Origin of the sequence: Desulforapulum autotrophicum HRM2 (assembly GCF_000020365.1) — a bacterium.
In the GTDB taxonomy this organism is placed as follows: domain Bacteria; phylum Desulfobacterota; class Desulfobacteria; order Desulfobacterales; family Desulfobacteraceae; genus Desulforapulum; species Desulforapulum autotrophicum.
The window spans coordinates 1,717,441-1,734,336 of sequence record NC_012108.1 but is presented as its reverse complement, the minus strand read 5'-3'; the positions used below and the strand labels follow the sequence as shown (position 1 = coordinate 1,734,336).

General features: G+C 46.7%; 16 protein-coding genes. 10 read left to right on the top strand and 6 right to left on the bottom strand.

The window, feature by feature from the left end:
- Positions 1-2 precede the first annotated feature (2 nt).
- Genes HRM2_RS07535 through HRM2_RS07490 form a run of 10 tightly spaced genes read left to right on the top strand, consistent with a single transcriptional unit; the run spans position 3 to position 8,604 of the window.
- A complete protein-coding gene (locus HRM2_RS07535; RefSeq protein WP_015903410.1) occupies positions 3-518 on the top strand; it encodes a DUF3341 domain-containing protein in 516 nt (171 codons plus the stop codon).
- Positions 515-1,771 carry a polysulfide reductase NrfD gene (locus tag HRM2_RS07530; protein WP_015903409.1) on the top strand — a complete coding sequence of 419 codons (1,257 nt, stop codon included), beginning with the start codon at positions 515-517 and terminating at the stop codon, positions 1,769-1,771. The genes HRM2_RS07535 and HRM2_RS07530 overlap by 4 nt, the downstream gene beginning before the upstream one ends.
- The gene (locus tag HRM2_RS07525; protein ID WP_015903408.1) at positions 1,762-2,391 is read left to right on the top strand and encodes a cytochrome c3 family protein; all 630 of its coding nucleotides are present in this window, start codon (positions 1,762-1,764) and stop codon (positions 2,389-2,391) included. Before HRM2_RS07530 ends, HRM2_RS07525 begins: the two co-directional genes overlap by 10 nt.
- A 16-nt stretch (positions 2,392-2,407) precedes the next feature.
- Positions 2,408-3,781, top strand: a complete 1,374-nt coding sequence (locus HRM2_RS07520; protein WP_049770414.1) for a cbb3-type cytochrome c oxidase subunit I — start codon at positions 2,408-2,410, stop codon at positions 3,779-3,781.
- Positions 3,778-4,710 (top strand): cbb3-type cytochrome c oxidase subunit II, encoded by a 933-nt coding sequence (locus HRM2_RS07515; RefSeq protein WP_015903406.1) that lies wholly within the window; start codon positions 3,778-3,780, stop codon positions 4,708-4,710. The genes HRM2_RS07520 and HRM2_RS07515 overlap by 4 nt, the downstream gene beginning before the upstream one ends.
- A 28-nt stretch (positions 4,711-4,738) precedes the next feature.
- Positions 4,739-4,993, top strand: a complete 255-nt coding sequence (locus tag HRM2_RS07510) for a cbb3-type cytochrome oxidase assembly protein (protein ID WP_015903405.1) — start codon at positions 4,739-4,741, stop codon at positions 4,991-4,993.
- A gap of 54 nt (positions 4,994-5,047) precedes the next feature.
- On the top strand, positions 5,048-5,323 hold the full coding sequence (locus HRM2_RS07505) for a hypothetical protein (RefSeq protein ID WP_015903404.1): 276 nt from the start codon (positions 5,048-5,050) through the stop codon (positions 5,321-5,323).
- Position 5,324: 1 nt separating this feature from the next.
- Positions 5,325-5,555, top strand: a complete 231-nt coding sequence (locus tag HRM2_RS07500; RefSeq protein ID WP_015903403.1) for a hypothetical protein — start codon at positions 5,325-5,327, stop codon at positions 5,553-5,555.
- Entirely contained in the window at positions 5,556-6,071 is a 516-nt protein-coding gene (locus tag HRM2_RS07495) for a c-type cytochrome (RefSeq protein WP_015903402.1), read from the top strand. It abuts the gene before it with no gap.
- A gap of 55 nt (positions 6,072-6,126) precedes the next feature.
- Positions 6,127-8,604, top strand: coding sequence for a heavy metal translocating P-type ATPase (locus HRM2_RS07490; RefSeq protein WP_041273127.1), 2,478 nt, complete (start codon positions 6,127-6,129; stop codon positions 8,602-8,604).
- Between the two features lie 555 nt (positions 8,605-9,159).
- Here HRM2_RS07490 and HRM2_RS25040 read toward each other — a convergent pair.
- The 6 genes from HRM2_RS25040 to HRM2_RS07465 all read right to left on the bottom strand — a co-directional run bounded on the left by HRM2_RS25040 (position 9,160) and on the right by HRM2_RS07465 (position 16,772).
- Positions 9,160-12,147 carry a PAS domain S-box protein gene (locus HRM2_RS25040; RefSeq protein WP_015903400.1) on the bottom strand — a complete coding sequence of 996 codons (2,988 nt, stop codon included), beginning with the start codon at positions 12,145-12,147 and terminating at the stop codon, positions 9,160-9,162.
- A gap of 206 nt (positions 12,148-12,353) precedes the next feature.
- Positions 12,354-13,340 carry a hypothetical protein gene (locus tag HRM2_RS07480; protein ID WP_015903399.1) on the bottom strand — a complete coding sequence of 329 codons (987 nt, stop codon included), beginning with the start codon at positions 13,338-13,340 and terminating at the stop codon, positions 12,354-12,356.
- Positions 13,337-14,437 carry an AAA family ATPase gene (locus tag HRM2_RS07475; RefSeq protein WP_015903398.1) on the bottom strand — a complete coding sequence of 367 codons (1,101 nt, stop codon included), beginning with the start codon at positions 14,435-14,437 and terminating at the stop codon, positions 13,337-13,339. The genes HRM2_RS07480 and HRM2_RS07475 overlap by 4 nt, the downstream gene beginning before the upstream one ends.
- A complete protein-coding gene (locus HRM2_RS07470) occupies positions 14,430-15,578 on the bottom strand; it encodes a DUF262 domain-containing protein (protein ID WP_015903397.1) in 1,149 nt (382 codons plus the stop codon). Before HRM2_RS07470 ends, HRM2_RS07475 begins: the two co-directional genes overlap by 8 nt.
- 42 nt (positions 15,579-15,620) lie before the next feature.
- Positions 15,621-15,797 carry a hypothetical protein gene (locus HRM2_RS27580; RefSeq protein WP_015903396.1) on the bottom strand — a complete coding sequence of 59 codons (177 nt, stop codon included), beginning with the start codon at positions 15,795-15,797 and terminating at the stop codon, positions 15,621-15,623.
- Positions 15,798-16,445: 648 nt separating this feature from the next.
- Positions 16,446-16,772 carry a winged helix-turn-helix transcriptional regulator gene (locus HRM2_RS07465; protein ID WP_015903394.1) on the bottom strand — a complete coding sequence of 109 codons (327 nt, stop codon included), beginning with the start codon at positions 16,770-16,772 and terminating at the stop codon, positions 16,446-16,448.
- Between the last annotated feature and the right edge of the window lie 124 nt (positions 16,773-16,896).

Genomic DNA, 16,896 nt, shown 5'->3' with positions numbered 1-16,896 from the left:
TCATGAGCGCAGATGCCATCATTGTCACAGGTCTTTATCAAAACCAGGAAGAAACCCTGGCGGCTGTGGAGAAAATACAGGCCGAGGGCTTCACTGTCACCGAAGTGCACAGCCCTATTCCCAGCAACGCCCTTGCCCGGGCCCTGGGCACAAAAAAAAGCAGGATCGGGTGGTTTACCCTGACCGGCGGAATCATTGGATTTATTTCCGGGTTTTCCCTTGCCGTGTTCACGGCCACCCGTTGGAGCCTCATTGTCAGTGGAAAGCCTATTATCTCCTGGATACCGTTTTTTGTCATCGCTTTTGAGCTCACCATTTTGTTTGCCGTGCTGGGCAATGTCCTGGGCATTGTGACCCAGGTGGGGCTTCCTGACCCAGACTATGAAAAAAATTATGACCCGGAATGTTCAGGTTCTCTGTATGGGATTGAAGTGGCTTCAACCCCCGAAAATGCGGAATGCCTGAAAGATCTCCTCGTCCATACAGGGTCTATAAAAAAACAAAGGGAAAACAAATGACGTCCATGGATCCGGCATTACCAGAAGGTACGGCATTAACAGAACCGTCCGCACCTTTGAAAAAGAGTGTGTTCCTCATTCCTGCACTGGTTGCCGGTGGGGGATTTCTATTTTTCATTTTCATGGCTGCAGGCAGTCACCCGGAAAAAGCCTGGCTGGCTTACCTGACAAATTTCATGTTTTTTACCATCCTCTCCTGCGGGGGGCTTTTGTTCTCCACCCTCATGCACGTTACCAAGGCCCGCTGGAGCCACACCTTTGCGGCTGTTGCAGAGGCCTTTTCCGCCTTTTTCCCGGTTTCCTTTTTGCTGTTTCTCTTTCTTTTCATCGGAGAGGACCACGTATTTCCATGGATGGGACAAAATCTCCACGGCAAGGAGGTGTGGCTGAATCCTCAGTTTTTATTTGTCCGGGACGGTGCAGCGTTTCTAATTCTCTACGGCCTTGGGTTTGGTTACCTGTACAACTCACTTAAATTCAGATTAAAGACCGCCCCGAAAGATACCCGGCTGAAGACATTTTTATTCAACCGGTTTGAACAAAGCCTGCATGACACTGAAACCATCCGGCACCGGATGACGGTTTTGGGTGTCTGGTACATGTTTGCCTTTGCAATGTGCCTGTCGCTCGTGGGATTTGATCTGGTCATGAGCGCGGACCCCCACTGGTATTCCACCCTGTTTGGTGCCTACACTTTTATCAAAGCCATCTATGCCGGGTTCGGCGCCATTATCCTTTTAGTATCCATTCTTCACCTGACCCCAAGGGTTCCCTTTACCCTTACCCCGGCCCAGCTGGCCGACATGAGCACGCTTTTTTTCGGCTTCAGCATTGTATGGGGGGACTTTTTCTACTCCCAGTTCGTGGTCATCTGGTACGGAAACATTCCTGAAGAAACCGCCTATATCATTGAACGGACCATGACCCTTCCATGGAGTTATCTTGCCTGGACGGTTTTTATCGGCTGCTTTATCCTGCCGTTTATCATCCTTTTGAGCCGGAAAATCAAACAATCCCCCAGGATCATGATCGTCATCAGTTCCTGCGTACTGGCAGGACTCTGGATCGAACATTTTCTACTTCTCGGCCCCAGTTTCCTTGAACACGATCCAGGTGTATTTCCCATCGGCATCAGTGCAATCATCATTAGCCTTGGATTCTTCGGACTCATGATTATTTCCATTATCGCCTATTTCAAACAATTTCCTGAAGCATTGAAACCCGGTTCAGGGGAGGTGGTTCAATGGAAATAATACTGGCATCCCTGACTTTTCTGACCCTGGTGGTTCTGGTGGTTCTGGTGGGAACCAAGGGCCGCCCCCTGACCCTTGTTTCCCAGTTTAAGTTGTTTTCAGCCCAGGTGCGGGAGAACAAAATCCAGCTGTTTGTTTTAAGCACCCTGGTCATCCTGCTGGCCCTGTTTGCCTATTTTTATTATATCATGCCCAATGTGAATGCCGGGCCGACCCAGCCCATCGCTTTCAGCCACAGGCTCCATGCCGGCAACAAAAAGATTGACTGCCGTTTCTGCCATTCCTATGTGGACCGGTCGCCCCATCCCGGGATTCCGCCCGTGGAAAAATGCCTGTACTGCCACAACTTTATTATTCCCAACCACCCGGAAATAAGAAAAGAGCATGCGTATTTTAATACTCAGACGCCCACACCGTGGGAAAAAGTTTTTTATGTGCCCGAACATGTCATGTTCAACCATGAACGCCATATAAAACGAGAAATCCAGTGTGAAGCCTGCCACGGGGATGTCGCAGGAACCGACCGGCTTAAGCTTCACGAATTTAAAATGGGGTTTTGTATCCAATGTCACAGGAAGGAAAAAGCCAACCTGGACTGCTGGCTGTCCTGTCATAATTAATAGAGGAGTAATTGCTTTGCCCGAGAACCCAATCCAACCCGATACTGCCACCTACCTGACAGCCAGGGGATTTTGTTTGACCTCTGCCGTCTGGATGATGGTGGCCACCCTGGCAGGATTTATTGCGGCCATAGAACTTGTGGCCCCTGATTTAACCGGCAACATTGCCTGGCTTCTCTTTTCACGACTTCGCCCCATGCATGTCAACCTGGTATTGTTCGGGTTTGTAACCCCGGGCCTTTTAGCCAGTTCGTTTTATCTGGTTCCCCGGCTGCTTAGAACCCAACTGTACAGTGAACGGCTGGGGGTCTTCACCGTTGTCCTGTGGAACATTGCCATTGTGGCCCTGGTGGTCAGTCTGGCCGCAGGTTATACCCAGGGCCGGGAATACGCTGAAATGATCTGGCCCATTGATGTGGGTATTGTCATTGCATTCAGTTTGATTTTCTTTAATTTCATGATGACGGTAAAAAACAGGCAGGAAAAAATCCTGTACGTCTCGGTCTGGTATGTGCTGGCCGGGATTCTTCTCACCACCTGTACCTACAGCTTGGGCAACGTTATCTGGCAGCCGGACTCGGGAGCCCTTGTGGGCATTCCCGATGCCATTCTCCTCTGGTTTTACGGGCACAATGTGTTCGGGCTTTTGCTGACGCCCCTGGCTGCGGCCGTTGCCTATTACATCATCCCCCAGGTCTGCCGGGCCCCGCTCTACAGTCACACCCTGTCCCTGCTGGGTTTCTGGGCCCTGATCGTCATTTACACCCATATCGGCACCCATCACCTTTTACAGGTGCCGGTTCCCACCTGGCTCAAGGTGGTCGCCATTGTGGACAGTATTGCCATGGTGATTCCGGTCATGGCCTTTCTCATCAATATCTGGTACACGGCCCGGGGCAAGCTCGGATTGATCAGTGAAGATATTGGTGGCAAATTTGTGTTCACCGGCACCATCATGTATTTCATCGTCAGTATCCGCGGATCCATGATGGCGCTGCCCGATGTCCAGCGGGTGACCCACTTCAGCCACTGGGTGGTCGGCCATGCCCATGTGGGTGTCCTCGGATTTGCCGGAATGATTGCCCTGGGGGGGCTGTATTTCATCCTGCCTAAAATAACGGGCAGACCACTTTTCAGCCCCTTCCTGGCCAATTTCCAATACTGGATGGTATTGATCGGCGTGGTCGGGTTTACCATCGTGTTAACCATTTCCGGACTCATCCAGGGCAATGCCTGGCTCAACGGAGAAACCGTGTACCGCGTACTTCCTGAAATCCACATTTACAATATTGTCCGGGCGTCCCTGGGGCTGTTAATTTTTCTATCTGCCCTGTCAGGGTTTTATAATATTTTCCGATCACTCTTTTCAACCCCCGGAGAAACCCCATGAAAATGACACCTGCAGCCATTGTATTCGGCAGCCTTCTTATCCTCGTTGCCGTGGTATCGGTGGTCATCATTCTTCCCTATGCCAACACCAGCAAAACCATTCCTTCGGATCTGTTCAGAGACCGGACGGCCATGGAAGAAAAAGGGCGGGCCCTCTATATCAGCAACGGGTGCGTTTACTGCCATACCCAGTCCATCCGATCGATTGACTGGGGATTGGGCGCAGAAAGGCTGGCCCAGGCAGGAGACTACCTGAAGGATTACCCCATCCTACTGGGTTCCCAGAGAACAGGTCCGGATCTCTCCCAGGAAGGCGGAGAGCATCCCAATGACTGGCACCAGGCCCACTTTACCAACCCAAGATTTACACGGCCGTTGTCCATCATGCCCCCGTTTCTATTTCTAAAACAGGCCAACCTGGACGTATTGATCCAGTATACACAGAGCCTGGGACTCAAGAATGCAGACCTGAGAATGGAGAGGCAGACGCTCTGGAAAAAACGATCAATTGACGCATACGAGTCGGGTGTGAACGAAAACGTGGCATGGATTCATGCAAATGTCCCCAAGGGCTGGCACGACATCCCCACACCCTATCCCGCCTCGGAGGCGGGCCTTGCAAGGGGTGCAAAAATCTACCAGGATTTCTGTTTTGGCTGCCACGGGCCCGTGGGAGACGGCATGGGTCCGGCCCAGCCCTATCTGTATCCGCCGCCGTTGAACTTCACCATCCTCAAAGGCCGGGGGGTCAGCGGGGGCATTATCTACTATCAGATCATGAACGGCATTACCGGAACGGCCATGCCCTATTTTAAGCGGGAACTGGAATCTGAAAAGATATGGGATGTGGGAAACTATATTGCCAAATATTTCATTGGCGAGATCGATGCCAACAAAGAACCCAGGGGAATTGATGCCGCATATGAATAACCATTTGAATACCTATCGAGGCTGACCCATGTATTATCCATTTTTTGTGGCATATATTCTGACCGGACTGTTCATCGGCGTTGCCGTGTTTGTATGGGCGCTGAAAACCGGACAATTCTCCGACCAGCAGCGGGCAAGATTCCTGGCCATGGAGGAGGACACGACACCGGCAGCAGCAACCTCAGCCAAGGCCGGCCGTGATCTCTATTGTGTCTTTTACCTGGCCCTTGCAGCCATTGGGGCAAGCTTTGCCCTGGTGGGCTATGCTCTTTTTTTCAGATAGCCAGTAATTTGTCCGGGAGACAGACGTAAAACCCGAAACAGAGGGGATTGATAAATGAGATTTTTCGAACTTTTAAATACCCAGCATGTACTTGCCCTGATCATTCTGACCCTTATCTTTGCAGTCCTGTTTGCCGTGACCCTGTGGGTTCTGCCCATGTTCGGGCCCCGATCCAGGGTCTCCAACCTTAAAGCCGTCCAGCTGTTTGCCGACGGCATCGAAAAGGCAGACGGCCCGTTTCCCATGATCATCGCCCTGATCGTTGGCGGTATCGTTCTATGGACGATTTATTATATTCTGTTCTACGGCCTTACGGAGGTAATATTATAAAATGATGGACACACTTAAACCCAAAGAGTCTCTGTTGCGAACCTTTGTGTGGGTCACCACCATGGTGGCCATCATCCTCGGTGTGGGATATTTCTCTTTTGTGGTGGTGGGAGACAAGGGCATTCCGACCTGGGACTACCGGCCCGTGAATAGCCTTCCGTCAGCATCCCCCTATGCAGAATATCAGAAAAACCCCCTGGGCCAGCATGTCAGCGGCAAGGAGGCCAAATAGATGAAAAAGGTACTGATTCTTGCCGTTTTTGTGTCGCTGGTTTTAACCGGAGTCTATACGGTCATTACCCTGTACGATACAAACCTGAAAGCCGGGAGAATGTATCAAACCCCTGCGATCCGGCCCCATGAGGAACCCCAGCTTATAATGGACAAACGAACCATTGCCGACACAAAAAGTGAGGCCCTGATACGGGAACTCTTAAAAACCGATTTTACCCTGACACCCATTGGGCCTGCCCAGGCTGTGCTGGCCAAAGGGGAAAAGGATTACCAGGCCTTCTGTTCCCATTGCCACGGTCCCAAAATGGACGGACTTGGAACCGTGGGCCAGAGCTTTTTCCCCCTGCCTACAGACCTGACCGACGAGAAAACCGTGGCCATGACTGATACGCAATTGTTTGCCTCCATCAGCTATGGAAGCAAAAAGGCGCCAGCCCTGGCAAGCTCCATGTCTGTTGAAAGTCGGGAAGCGGTTATCCAATATATCCGGCACATCCAGCAAACAACCCTTTGATCATCTCCGGTTATAGGATGTATCCCCATCGTATGCCCTGCCTAAAAGGCAGGCAATGAAAACACGCGTTCCATGCACCCTTTGCGGCCTGGGCGTTAAGGTTTCCAAACCGACATCAAAGGACGTCTTCTGCTGCCAGGGCTGCAAAATGGTCCATGCCATGCTCATGGAATCGGACGAGTACAAAGATACCAAAGATTTCAAGGATACCGACCTGTACAAACAATGTGTTGCCGCAGGTATCGTGCCGGACACGACTAAAGAGACTTCGGAATCATGGGAAGCACGCCTTGAACCCCCTGCCCCAGAATTGTCCGGGACAGATAGTGAGGTTCCCATGGATGCCGGCAATTTTCTGACCCTTAATCTCCAGATTCAAAACATGTGGTGCCCGGCCTGTGCATGGCTGATTGAAACCACCCTCACCCGGTCAAAGGGCGTGGTAAACGCCTCGTGCAATTTTTCCAGCGACCGGGGAAGCGTGGTGTATGATCCAGTAAAAACATCCCCGGATAAAATTTATGCCGCCATTGAAAAACTGGGATACCCTGCTGCTGATATTAATCAGAAAGCCTCAAAGAGCAGAGCAGAATTTATCCGGATCTGTGTGACCCTGTTTTTAACCATGAACGTCATGATGCTCAGCTGGTCCATCTATTCGGGGTTCTTCATTGAGCTGTCCCCCCATGCCGTGCAGCTTCTGGCCTGGCCGGTTTTCCTCATGGCCACCGTTGTTGTTTTCTACGGCGGATATCCCATACACAAACGGGCCCTTGCCGGTATCACATCCGGATTTCCGGGAATGGAAACCCTGGTATCCACGGGATCCTTTTCAACCTATACCTACAGCCTGTTTCATTTTTACAGGGGAAGCATCCATCTCTATTTTGATGCCGCATCCATGCTGATCCTGCTGATCCTGACGGGAAAAATGCTCGAACAGACCGCAAAAAACAAAATTTCTGAAGGCCTGTGGAAATTTTTTTCCCTGGTTCCCCAGAAAGTCAGAATCTGTGCAGATCAGTTTCCCAGGGGACGGTATGTTTCCATCAAGCAATTGTCCCAGGGGGACGCGTTCCTGGCCGAAGAAGGAGAGATCCTGGCTGCAGACGGCATTGTCACCCGAGGGTCTGCCGTCATTGACGAGTCTTCCATCACCGGCGAGGCAAAACCGGCCAATGTCCGGCCCCAGGACACGGTCAAGAGCGGCACCCGGATCATTTCCGGCAAGATCCAGATAACAGCCGTAAAAGTGGGGGAAGACTCCATTCTCGGCAGAATGCTTGCCATCATGGAAAACAGTCTGTCCGAAAAAACCGCCCAGACCCAGCGGTTTGAGGACATCTTAAAATTTTTCGTCCCATCGGTCATCGGATTTTCCATTGTGACCTATTTTTTCTGGATGCTGTACGGGCTGACCTCCTACGAAGCCTTTAACCGGGGAATCTCCGTCATGGTCATTTCCTGCCCCTGCGCCCTTGGCATTGCCATTCCCCTTGCCCTTGTGGCCGGCGTGTCTGCCGCCGGGAAAAAAGGTATCCTGGTAAGGGATTTTGAAGCCTTTGAAAAGGTTAATGGACTGGATACCATTGTTTTTGACAAGACCGGCACACTGACCACTGGCAAGCTCAAGGTGCTGGGCATGGACACGGCAAACAATTTCCCAGCCCAAAAGGCCTGGCAGATCGTCCATGCCATGGAACAAGAATCGGACCACTACATTGCCCATACCATATCCGCCTTTGCCATGGCAATGAACCTCCCCCCCCTTGATCTGGAAGACCTCACTTACCATTCCAACGGGATCAGCTGCCAGTATCAGGATAAAATTTACTGCTTCGGCAGCAGGGATTTTGTGAATAAAAGCAATCCGGCAGACCCCTCTTTTATCTCGTTCGCCAGGCAAGGTGCCCAGGTCATATCAACGGTTTTTTTAGCTCAGGATGATACCATTGTAGCAGCTGTCCACCTGGGGGACGCAATGAAAACCGGCGTAAAGACCCTTGTTGCAGATCTTTATAAAAGGGGACTCACCTGTTATCTGATTTCAGGAGATGCTGAACGACCCACCCTCGCCGCCGGAGCCTTTGTGCAGATCCCGGCTGAAAACGCCCATGGGGGATTGCTGCCCCATGAAAAAGCTGAATTCATTAAAACCCTTAAACAATCGGGCAAAAAAGTTGCCATGGTGGGCGACGGCGTAAACGATGCGCCGGCCATGGGCCAGTCCGATATTGCCATGGCCGTTCATTCTGGCCTCAACCCGGGTGAAGGTGTTGCCGCCATTACCCTGATGCAGGAGACCCCGGTCCAGATCATCGATTTTATAGGGCTTGCCACACGCGTCAACCGGAAAGTAAAACAAAACCTCATATTTGCCCTGGTCTATAATATCATCAGCATCCCGGTGGCGGCCGGGGGATTTTTAAATCCCATCATTGCGGCAACGGCCATGCTCTTTAGCAGTCTTTCCGTGACATGCAATACCCTGCTCCTGGTAAAACAAGAATCCAAGAACAAGCCTGTGAGTTAAACATTAGGGAACTTGAATTATTTCAAAAAATCGCTCACCTTGTGGCCACTGAAGCTTTGCCGACAGACTTTACTCGCTTCCGGAGCATGGCAGAACGACGTGGCAGTTTGGGCGAAAGGAGCAAAAACAGGCAGTTTTACTCGGAGCGGTATTAAGGCCCATCGAAATAAAGTAGAGAACAAGCGGGTGATCCTTCCCCCAAGAAATTTGAGTTAGAATCAAACCATTTTCTAAACAGTTCTCAAACAAAAAAATTGGATCAGACAAGCTGGGTATTTTCTTGTTATCCAAACCCAGAGTATTGAGGGGCTCAAATCATTAAGGATACCAAAACAAACCGATAATTGCCTTGATAATAAAACTGTTCATGTTGATGTAAGTTATGGTTAAGTCTTGGACAAACCCAAAAGCGTGTACTGGAAGATGAATTAATGGACCCAAAATCAGATTCGACTACCGACTGATGATACCATTAGTCAACGCCTAAAATGTTATCAAGATTTGATCTGGTATCATTGATACTTTTGATGTTTTGTTGCAGTTATCCTTAGATAATTATCTTTGAGCAGAACCCTTGGCCTCATCCAACACTTTTCGAATTACTTTGGCAAGCTCCTTTATAATCATTGGTTTTTCAACATATTCAGTGATCCCAATTGAAAGCGCTTTTTCTCTGTCTATTGTTTCGCTGTACCCAGTACATAATACGATTGGTTGTTCAGGCCTCAGTTCTAAAATTCTCTGTGAAAGCTCCAATCCCGTCATGCCTGGCATGGTCATATCCGTAACCACAAGATCAAATCGACAAGGATCTTCATTATAGGTTTCGAATGCTTTTGGTCCGCTTGAGAGAGTGTGTACAGTATACCCGAATCCTTTCAAAATATCATGCGTCACCTCTCTCAATGCTTCCTCATCATCAACAAACATAATCGTTTCCTGACCGGATAAAGGGGTTTTTCCTTCATTTTCAGGTATATGGATAGCTAATGGCCCATCTACAATCGGAAGATAAACATGAAATGTCGAACCTTGGCCAGGTTCGCTGTGAACCGTGATATGTCCCTTGGATTCTTTAACAATTCCAAAAATAACAGCCAGGCCCAATCCTGTTCCTTTGCCAGGCTCTTTTGTAGTAAAATAAGGATCAAATATTTTTTGTAAGATCATCGAATCTATACCGTGACCTGTATCAGAAATTTCTAAATCAAGATACTTCCCAGGAACAATATTCAATTCAGGCACACAATCTTTCTTAGAAAACACAATTTCCTTTAAACTAATAAATAGAAAGCCACCGGTTTCACTCATTGCATGATAGGCGTTGGTACATAGGTTCATCACGATTTGATGAATCTGAGTTGGAACTGCCAAAATTTTTGCTTTTGAAACAATATTTTCTTTTATTGCTATGGTCGATGGTATTGTAGAACGAAGTAATTTAAGAGTCTCTTTTATCACGACGGAGGCTTCGAGAGGGTATTTTAAAGATTCAGACTGCCTGCTGAATGCAAGTATTTGCTGAACCAACTCGGTTGCTCTTTGAGCCCCTGTGATTATCTGATCAATATCCTTTTTTGCTTTTTCTGGATGATCTATGTGTGTTTTAGCTAACTGGGAAAATCCAAAAATACCAGATAAAATATTATTAAAATCATGTGCAATACCACCTGACAATGTACCGATGGCCTCCATTTTCTGTGCCTGATGAAGTTGTGCCTCCATTATTTTAAAATCTGTGATATCAGTTGCTATCTGGAGTTTGACCAGACGGCCGTCAGTCCATTCTATGGCCCGGTCATAATTAACATACCATTTTCCGGTTATCGGATTTTTATCTTGCCAGACAATGACACCAGTTGGTTCACCTTTGGCATCAATCAACTGTTCATTCGTACAATGTCTACAGGGCCCTGATTCACCCCTGAATATATCCCAGCATAGTTTACCTGTCATGTCATTGCCAAAACTTTCAATCATATATTTATTCATGAATAGTATTTGGTATGTATCTATATCCAGGACACAAATGGTCGCATCGATCCCGTCCAATACGGTCAGAAATCTTTTGTGAGATTCTTTTAGGGCATCTTCAGCTTTTTTCCTCTCTGTTAAATCCCGAACAACACTTAAAATTGCTTTTTGATCGTCGTATTCAATTGTCCGACTGCTAATCTCGACCGGTATCAAATCACCGGTCTTGGTCCTGTGTAAAGATTCAAAAATCAACTTTTCATCATGATTGACTTTTTCAATCCGAGATTGAACCACGGCAGCGGATTCAGGTGCATCAATGTCTGTAACTTTCATGTTCAGAAGCTCGTCGCGTTCATATCCTGAATAATCAAATGCTTTTTGATTTGCTTCAAGCAAGTTACCCTCTAAATCATGTATGTAAATGGCATCGCTGGCATTGTTAAAAAGTGTTCGGAATTTATTCTCTGACCTGCGGATCAAATCGTTTGTTCGATACAAGTCACTGTATAATCTGCTGTATTGAAAAGCCAACTGGCCGATTTCATCTTTAGGGAAACTTGAGGCCTGATCAGAGGCCATATCGATTTTACCGGATTGGATATGTTTAACCAATTTAAATAAAGGACTGATTGCTTTTTGAACAACAATCGCTGCAATGAAGAGGCTAATGCAAAAGCAACTGAGGATAATAAAAGTGATGAACCTTGCCTCTGCTTTAGCTTCCAGAATAATATTCTTGAGCGGTTGCTGAACAATTAATCCCCAGTTTGTAATATTAATGGGGTAAAATGCGGCAAGCCATAGCTTATCTTCATATGCGTAGCTTGTAATCCCTGATTGTCCTTTTAGTGCGTTTATTACAGGTTTATAACCCATCATGCTATAGGAGTTGAATTCTTTGTAGTTCAACTTTTGATTGCTTTGAGCGATCAGCCAACCGTCCGAAGAAACCAAGTAAGCGTGATATCCTTTTATGGTTTGAGTATTTTCAATCAATCTCACGAGAACGTTATTTTCAGAAATAACAAATACACTTCTTAGAAGGGCGATTGTTTTGTTCTCTTTATTTCTTATCTGTGTTGAAAATCCGCTAACAAGGGTTCCAAGTTTTGATTTTACAACGTCAAGAAAGACTGTTTTCTCGGATTTGAATGTTTTATTAACCCAACCCATATTTTCTGCAGGAATCGTTTTTCCGATCAGTTCTGGATGGGTGGGATAGGACAACCATTTGCCTTGCTTATCCATCACAAAATAATAATTAAAGAAATGGTTGGAATTGTTTATAGCTGTAATTGTTTCGTTCATAGACGTTTTGTATATAGAAACAATCTGTTGCAGCGAGGCGATTTCTTCAAGTTCTTTAATCGCCTCTTCTATTCTTGAGTTTATGTCACTGGCAAGATATTTGGCAAAGTTATCTTGCGATTTTGTAATACCTTCGATTTTTCTTTTTTGAAGTGTTGGAGCTATATAAGCAAATTGGAACAATAGGGCTATGCCCAAAAGAAAAAAGAATGCAAAAAGAAGCTTGCCTTTAATACTATGAAAAAGAAAATTAATCATTGGTTGCACATCAAAATAGTTTTAAGGGAAACATATTGGCTCATGAGATAACTTACATAACAATGCCTCAAATCCTCGATTAAAACAAGTTTTCAATTGTATTGTTGTCTTAAGATTTCCACCTTTTCATAGGCAACCTCAAAGGGCGTATTTGTTGGGATACCCAGATCAATTCCCCCGTAGAGATCATGGTGTCGTCCTTTACACTACTTAAGTCTGAGATGGGGACCGATATAGCCGATGAAAATCGTTTTGGAATGATGATCTGGGAAGAAATGAAGCCGGTAGCCTTTGTTTAATTTAACATGGCTTTGGAAAACTTCTTTCCGGCCCTTAGGCAACCAGAATTCCCGTTCCGCCTTCAACCGCGGATTATCCAGGACAGAGCTTGATTCCCCGCTGACCTCGTGATTTAATCCAAGGTCCCGTAAAACCTCATGCCGGTATTCCGGATACCCTGTTTCACCCCAGACCCCGCAAAATTGATTCAAAACAGTCAACGTCTCTTTGACCTGATCTAGGATGGCGAGCCCTGCAGACCAATGACGCAGCTGCTGGGGTGCTTTCCCACAGAAAATCAAACCGGAAAAAAGCCGTTCTTTTTCATCAAAAAGGGCTCTGCCTGTACGAATTAAATCGTTTCTTTTTTCCAGGAGTTCATTGCTGTGCTGTTCAAAGATTGCCAGGGAGAAAAAATTCATTAAATCAATGGATTTTTGCTTGATCTCACCTGCCTGATCAAGCTCTTCCACGGTCACGGTCAAAGGGGAATCCAGCCATGGTGAGCGGGTGGGAAAACCTGCCAGAGGCGCCTCATGCCAGGCTGCCGCCCGAAGCGCTGGAAAAGAGGCATCACCGTCAAGGCTGACCTCAAACAGGTCAACATGATTCTGAATATCCCTGGTGGAGAAAAAAGGCTGGCGGGTGGCGATGGATCGAAAGGCCCGGATCTGTTTTTCCGCATTCTTATTATTTCCTGACTGAATCTTTTGATACCAGTCCTGCCAGAAATAACTGCCGGACAACTCAAGGCGAAACCATCCCTTGTCAATGGATTCGTCCACCAGGATGGTATCAAGTCCGATATTCTGCGCCCGGAGACACAGCTTTAAGAAATCAGGCAGGGCCTCGTCCGCCATCCCAGGTGAATCAAAGGGAAGGCTGTGGTGGTTAAACACCATACAGGAGGTCATAACAGTTTCTCCAGCAGTATATCCGCTTCATCGAAAAAGCCCTTTGGCCAGATGTCGATCCGGCCCTGTTCATCAATCTGTGGGATGACCACCAGGGATTCGTGGACTGATGCATCATTTCGTTCCAGATAAAACAGGTTCACCTCTGTATTTTTAATTACCCCCTCTTTAACCGCCACCCGGACTCCATTAAGAAAATGGTCGGAATGGGTTTCAATGAACAGCTGCACCCCGTTGGCGGCGGCAATGGCGCAGAGTTTGCCCAAAACCGACTGCCCGCCCGGATGAAGATGGGCCTCGGGATTTTCAATGATGAGCATGTCCCCGGGTTCAGCCCTGAGTACCGAAACCAGAACCGGAAGCACAAAAGTCAGGCCAAAACCCACATTTTCCGGTTTGAACTCTGCCGTCACTTCAGATCCCTGCTCAAATGCGTAGCTTAATGAAACAGAATTGATGTGCGGATGGAGCCGGGCTTTAATCCGGATGCCGGGGGAAATTTCGGACATCCATTTATCCAGGTTGTCCAGCAGAGAAAATGAAGGGGCATTATGGTGTTTTAAGGCCTTAATGGACAGGGGGGTTAATCCGTTTTCCGCAATATAGTGGGCCGTGTACTCCCCGTGGTTGCCGATGGAATTTAAATCCTTGATATAATAATCCGAAGCTTCATAGGCGGCTTTGGGACTGATGCGGTCGGCAGACAGGTATTGAAACGCCTTGGTAAACAAGGCCGGCAGCGGGTCCGGCAGCACCACAGGAGAATCAATGGGTTGTAAATCGGATTTACCAGAGTAATTAAATCTGAAATTGACGGGTTTCGTATTCTGCCAGACCAGGGTAAATTCTATGGTTTCTGTTTCGGCATTTTCCGATAAAATATCCTGCCCGGTCCCCAAAGAGACATATTCCCCCTTGAGAAGCAATCCTTTATTGGTAAGGGTATTTTTCTCCATGGATTGCCGCAGCAACAGCAAAGTTTGTATCAGGGAGGATTTGCCCATGCCGTTCAATCCGCTGAAGATATTGAGCCCTGCCAAAGGAAACCCTGCATCCCCCAATGATTTGAACCGCTGGATTCTTATATACTCAAGCATCAAGCACCTCCTTTATCAAATCTGCCACCCTAGACTTCCTTGTCCGGAAATGGTCTTTTTTCTGTGTCGAATAGGTAATCGACCGAAAATAATCGTTATCATTGGCCATGAGATCCATATGTTTTTGATTCAATATATCCCTATTCTGAATCAATTTGTCTGTTTCGTCTTCTGTCAGTATGGCCATGGCATTGGTCCAGACCTCAAAAAGGGTGGAATTCTTGCGCCGCCGTTTTGCATTCTCACCTGGGACACTTTTTTCAAAAGCCGCTTCCTGGAATATGAGCCAACACCGTTTAACGGCTTTTTGAAATGACTGTTTATACCTTTCCAGTTCATCCGGAGAGGATTTTTCAAGTTTATGGACCATCTCATCCAAAAAGGTGGCAATGTTTTTCTTGCTCTTTTCATAATCCATGAACCGGAAGGCCAGAAAGCGCAAAACCAGCTCCTGGTCTACCATGCGCTTGCTCTGATCGCCGATGGCTTTTTTTAAATATTCGTCAGCAGCCAGATCTTCGAGATATTTCCGAATGCCCGGCTTGGTCATGGCATTTCTTATCTCCTGGTTATTCAAGACCAGGCCCCCTGTATTGATCCGCCTGAAAACCGAGTATTTTACCGGATCAGGGGTGCCGGGCTGGATCAGAAAAAGGGTCACCGGGCATTCATCAATTCGCCGTTGATAGGTTCGGGGCAGATCATCATAGCCTTTTCCCTTGAAATCTTCCAGGTACTCAAGGCCGTTCAGTTTGAGGTTCTTATCCACCACGAACTTTTTAATGGCCGAAAGCCGTTGAAGTCCGTCCACAATGACCCATCTATCCTCGTCCGACGCATCAAAATAAAAGGCCGGCAAAGGAAAGCGTATGAGAATGGATTCAATGAGCCGTGACATCTTAGGATTGTCCCAAAGGTCTGCATGACGTTGAAAATCCGGATTCATGTCAATCTCTTGGTATTTCAACCGTTCAATCAGATTGTGCAGGGTATCCGGTTTAGATATGATGTTTATCTCGGACGGGTTGAACGGATCTTCCATGACAAGATCCACTTCCCCGCCTTCCGGATCAGGGGTTAGATCATGGTTTTCAATTTCTATGAATTCCTGGTCCGTTATGTTTTTTTCAATATCAGGCATGGGATTTTTTCCTTCATTCCATTCAGGCTTTGCAATATACTTTTAATAGCCATCTTTCAGTTCAGCCAAATCATATTCAAACCAGTTGATTGAAGGAAAATTTTTATTCGCCTGAACAAATTTTTCGATTTCAACCAAAGGATTAAATGATTTTTTATGTTTAAGGCCCATGATCGGAATAAAATCTTCCAAAACATGGCGTAGGATTTTAAGTCGCATTCAAGGCGCGTTAATGGGAGCATATTGGAATATGTGCCCATTAAGGCAACGAAGAAGGCGGCTTAAAAGACACGCCATGTGGGAGGTTTTATTTTGATCATGGGCCTAAGATGATCAAGATGCTTTGAAACCAGTTTTTGGTAAAAGACACTGTCCCATTTTTTCCTTTTTTAGCTGTCTCTTAGGTACATGCCTTTATTATCACCTTGGTATGGTTTCTTCAATTTTATTTGTCGACATTTTTTCCAACATCTGCCGCTGATTTTCTATTTGTTCCCGGTTTTTAAGAACGATTTGCTGTCTGATGGGATCATTTTTAGCAAACAGGAGCACGCCTGCCAGATTCAAGAACCCATTTTCGCTGGCCAGATTCATATTTTGGAGCACTTGCCATACGCGTAAACCGGAAAGTCAAACAAAACCTCATATTTGCCCTGGTCTATAATATCATCAGCACCCCGGTGGCGGCCGGGGGATTTTTAAATCCCATCATTGCGGCAACGGCCATGCTCTTTAGCAGTCTTTCCGTAACATGCAATACCCTGCTGCTGGTAAAACGAGAATCCAAGAACAAGCCGGTGAGTTAAACATCAGGGAACTTGAATTGCTGCAACCTACTACTGACTTCAAATTTTCAAGGAAAAGCCCTCACATTCCAAAATGTTTTTTCCCCCAGTCACGCATCATCATCACTACATCCCTTAAGCCTTCTCCAACTTCTGTAAGAGAGTATTCCACTTTGGGGGGTACTTCAGCATATACTTTACGATTGATAATTCCATCACTTTCCAGTTCACGGAGTTGTTTTGTCAGCATGCGCTGTGTGATTCCCGGCATGAGTTTTTTCAGTTCTCCGAACCGGTATGTTCTTTCAAGCAGGTGATATAGGATAACCCCTTTCCATTTTCCACCGATCAATTCTAATGTTGCCTCTACTGGACAACCAAAATTACAATTATATCTGTCGTGACGCATTGATTTTCCTTATTAGTATACTTTTAGGTACTACGTAATTAAATAGTGCCTACTTGATATATTTGACACTACGATCTATATTATATGCTGTCAACATTAAAGACGGTATGATGCATTATGAACA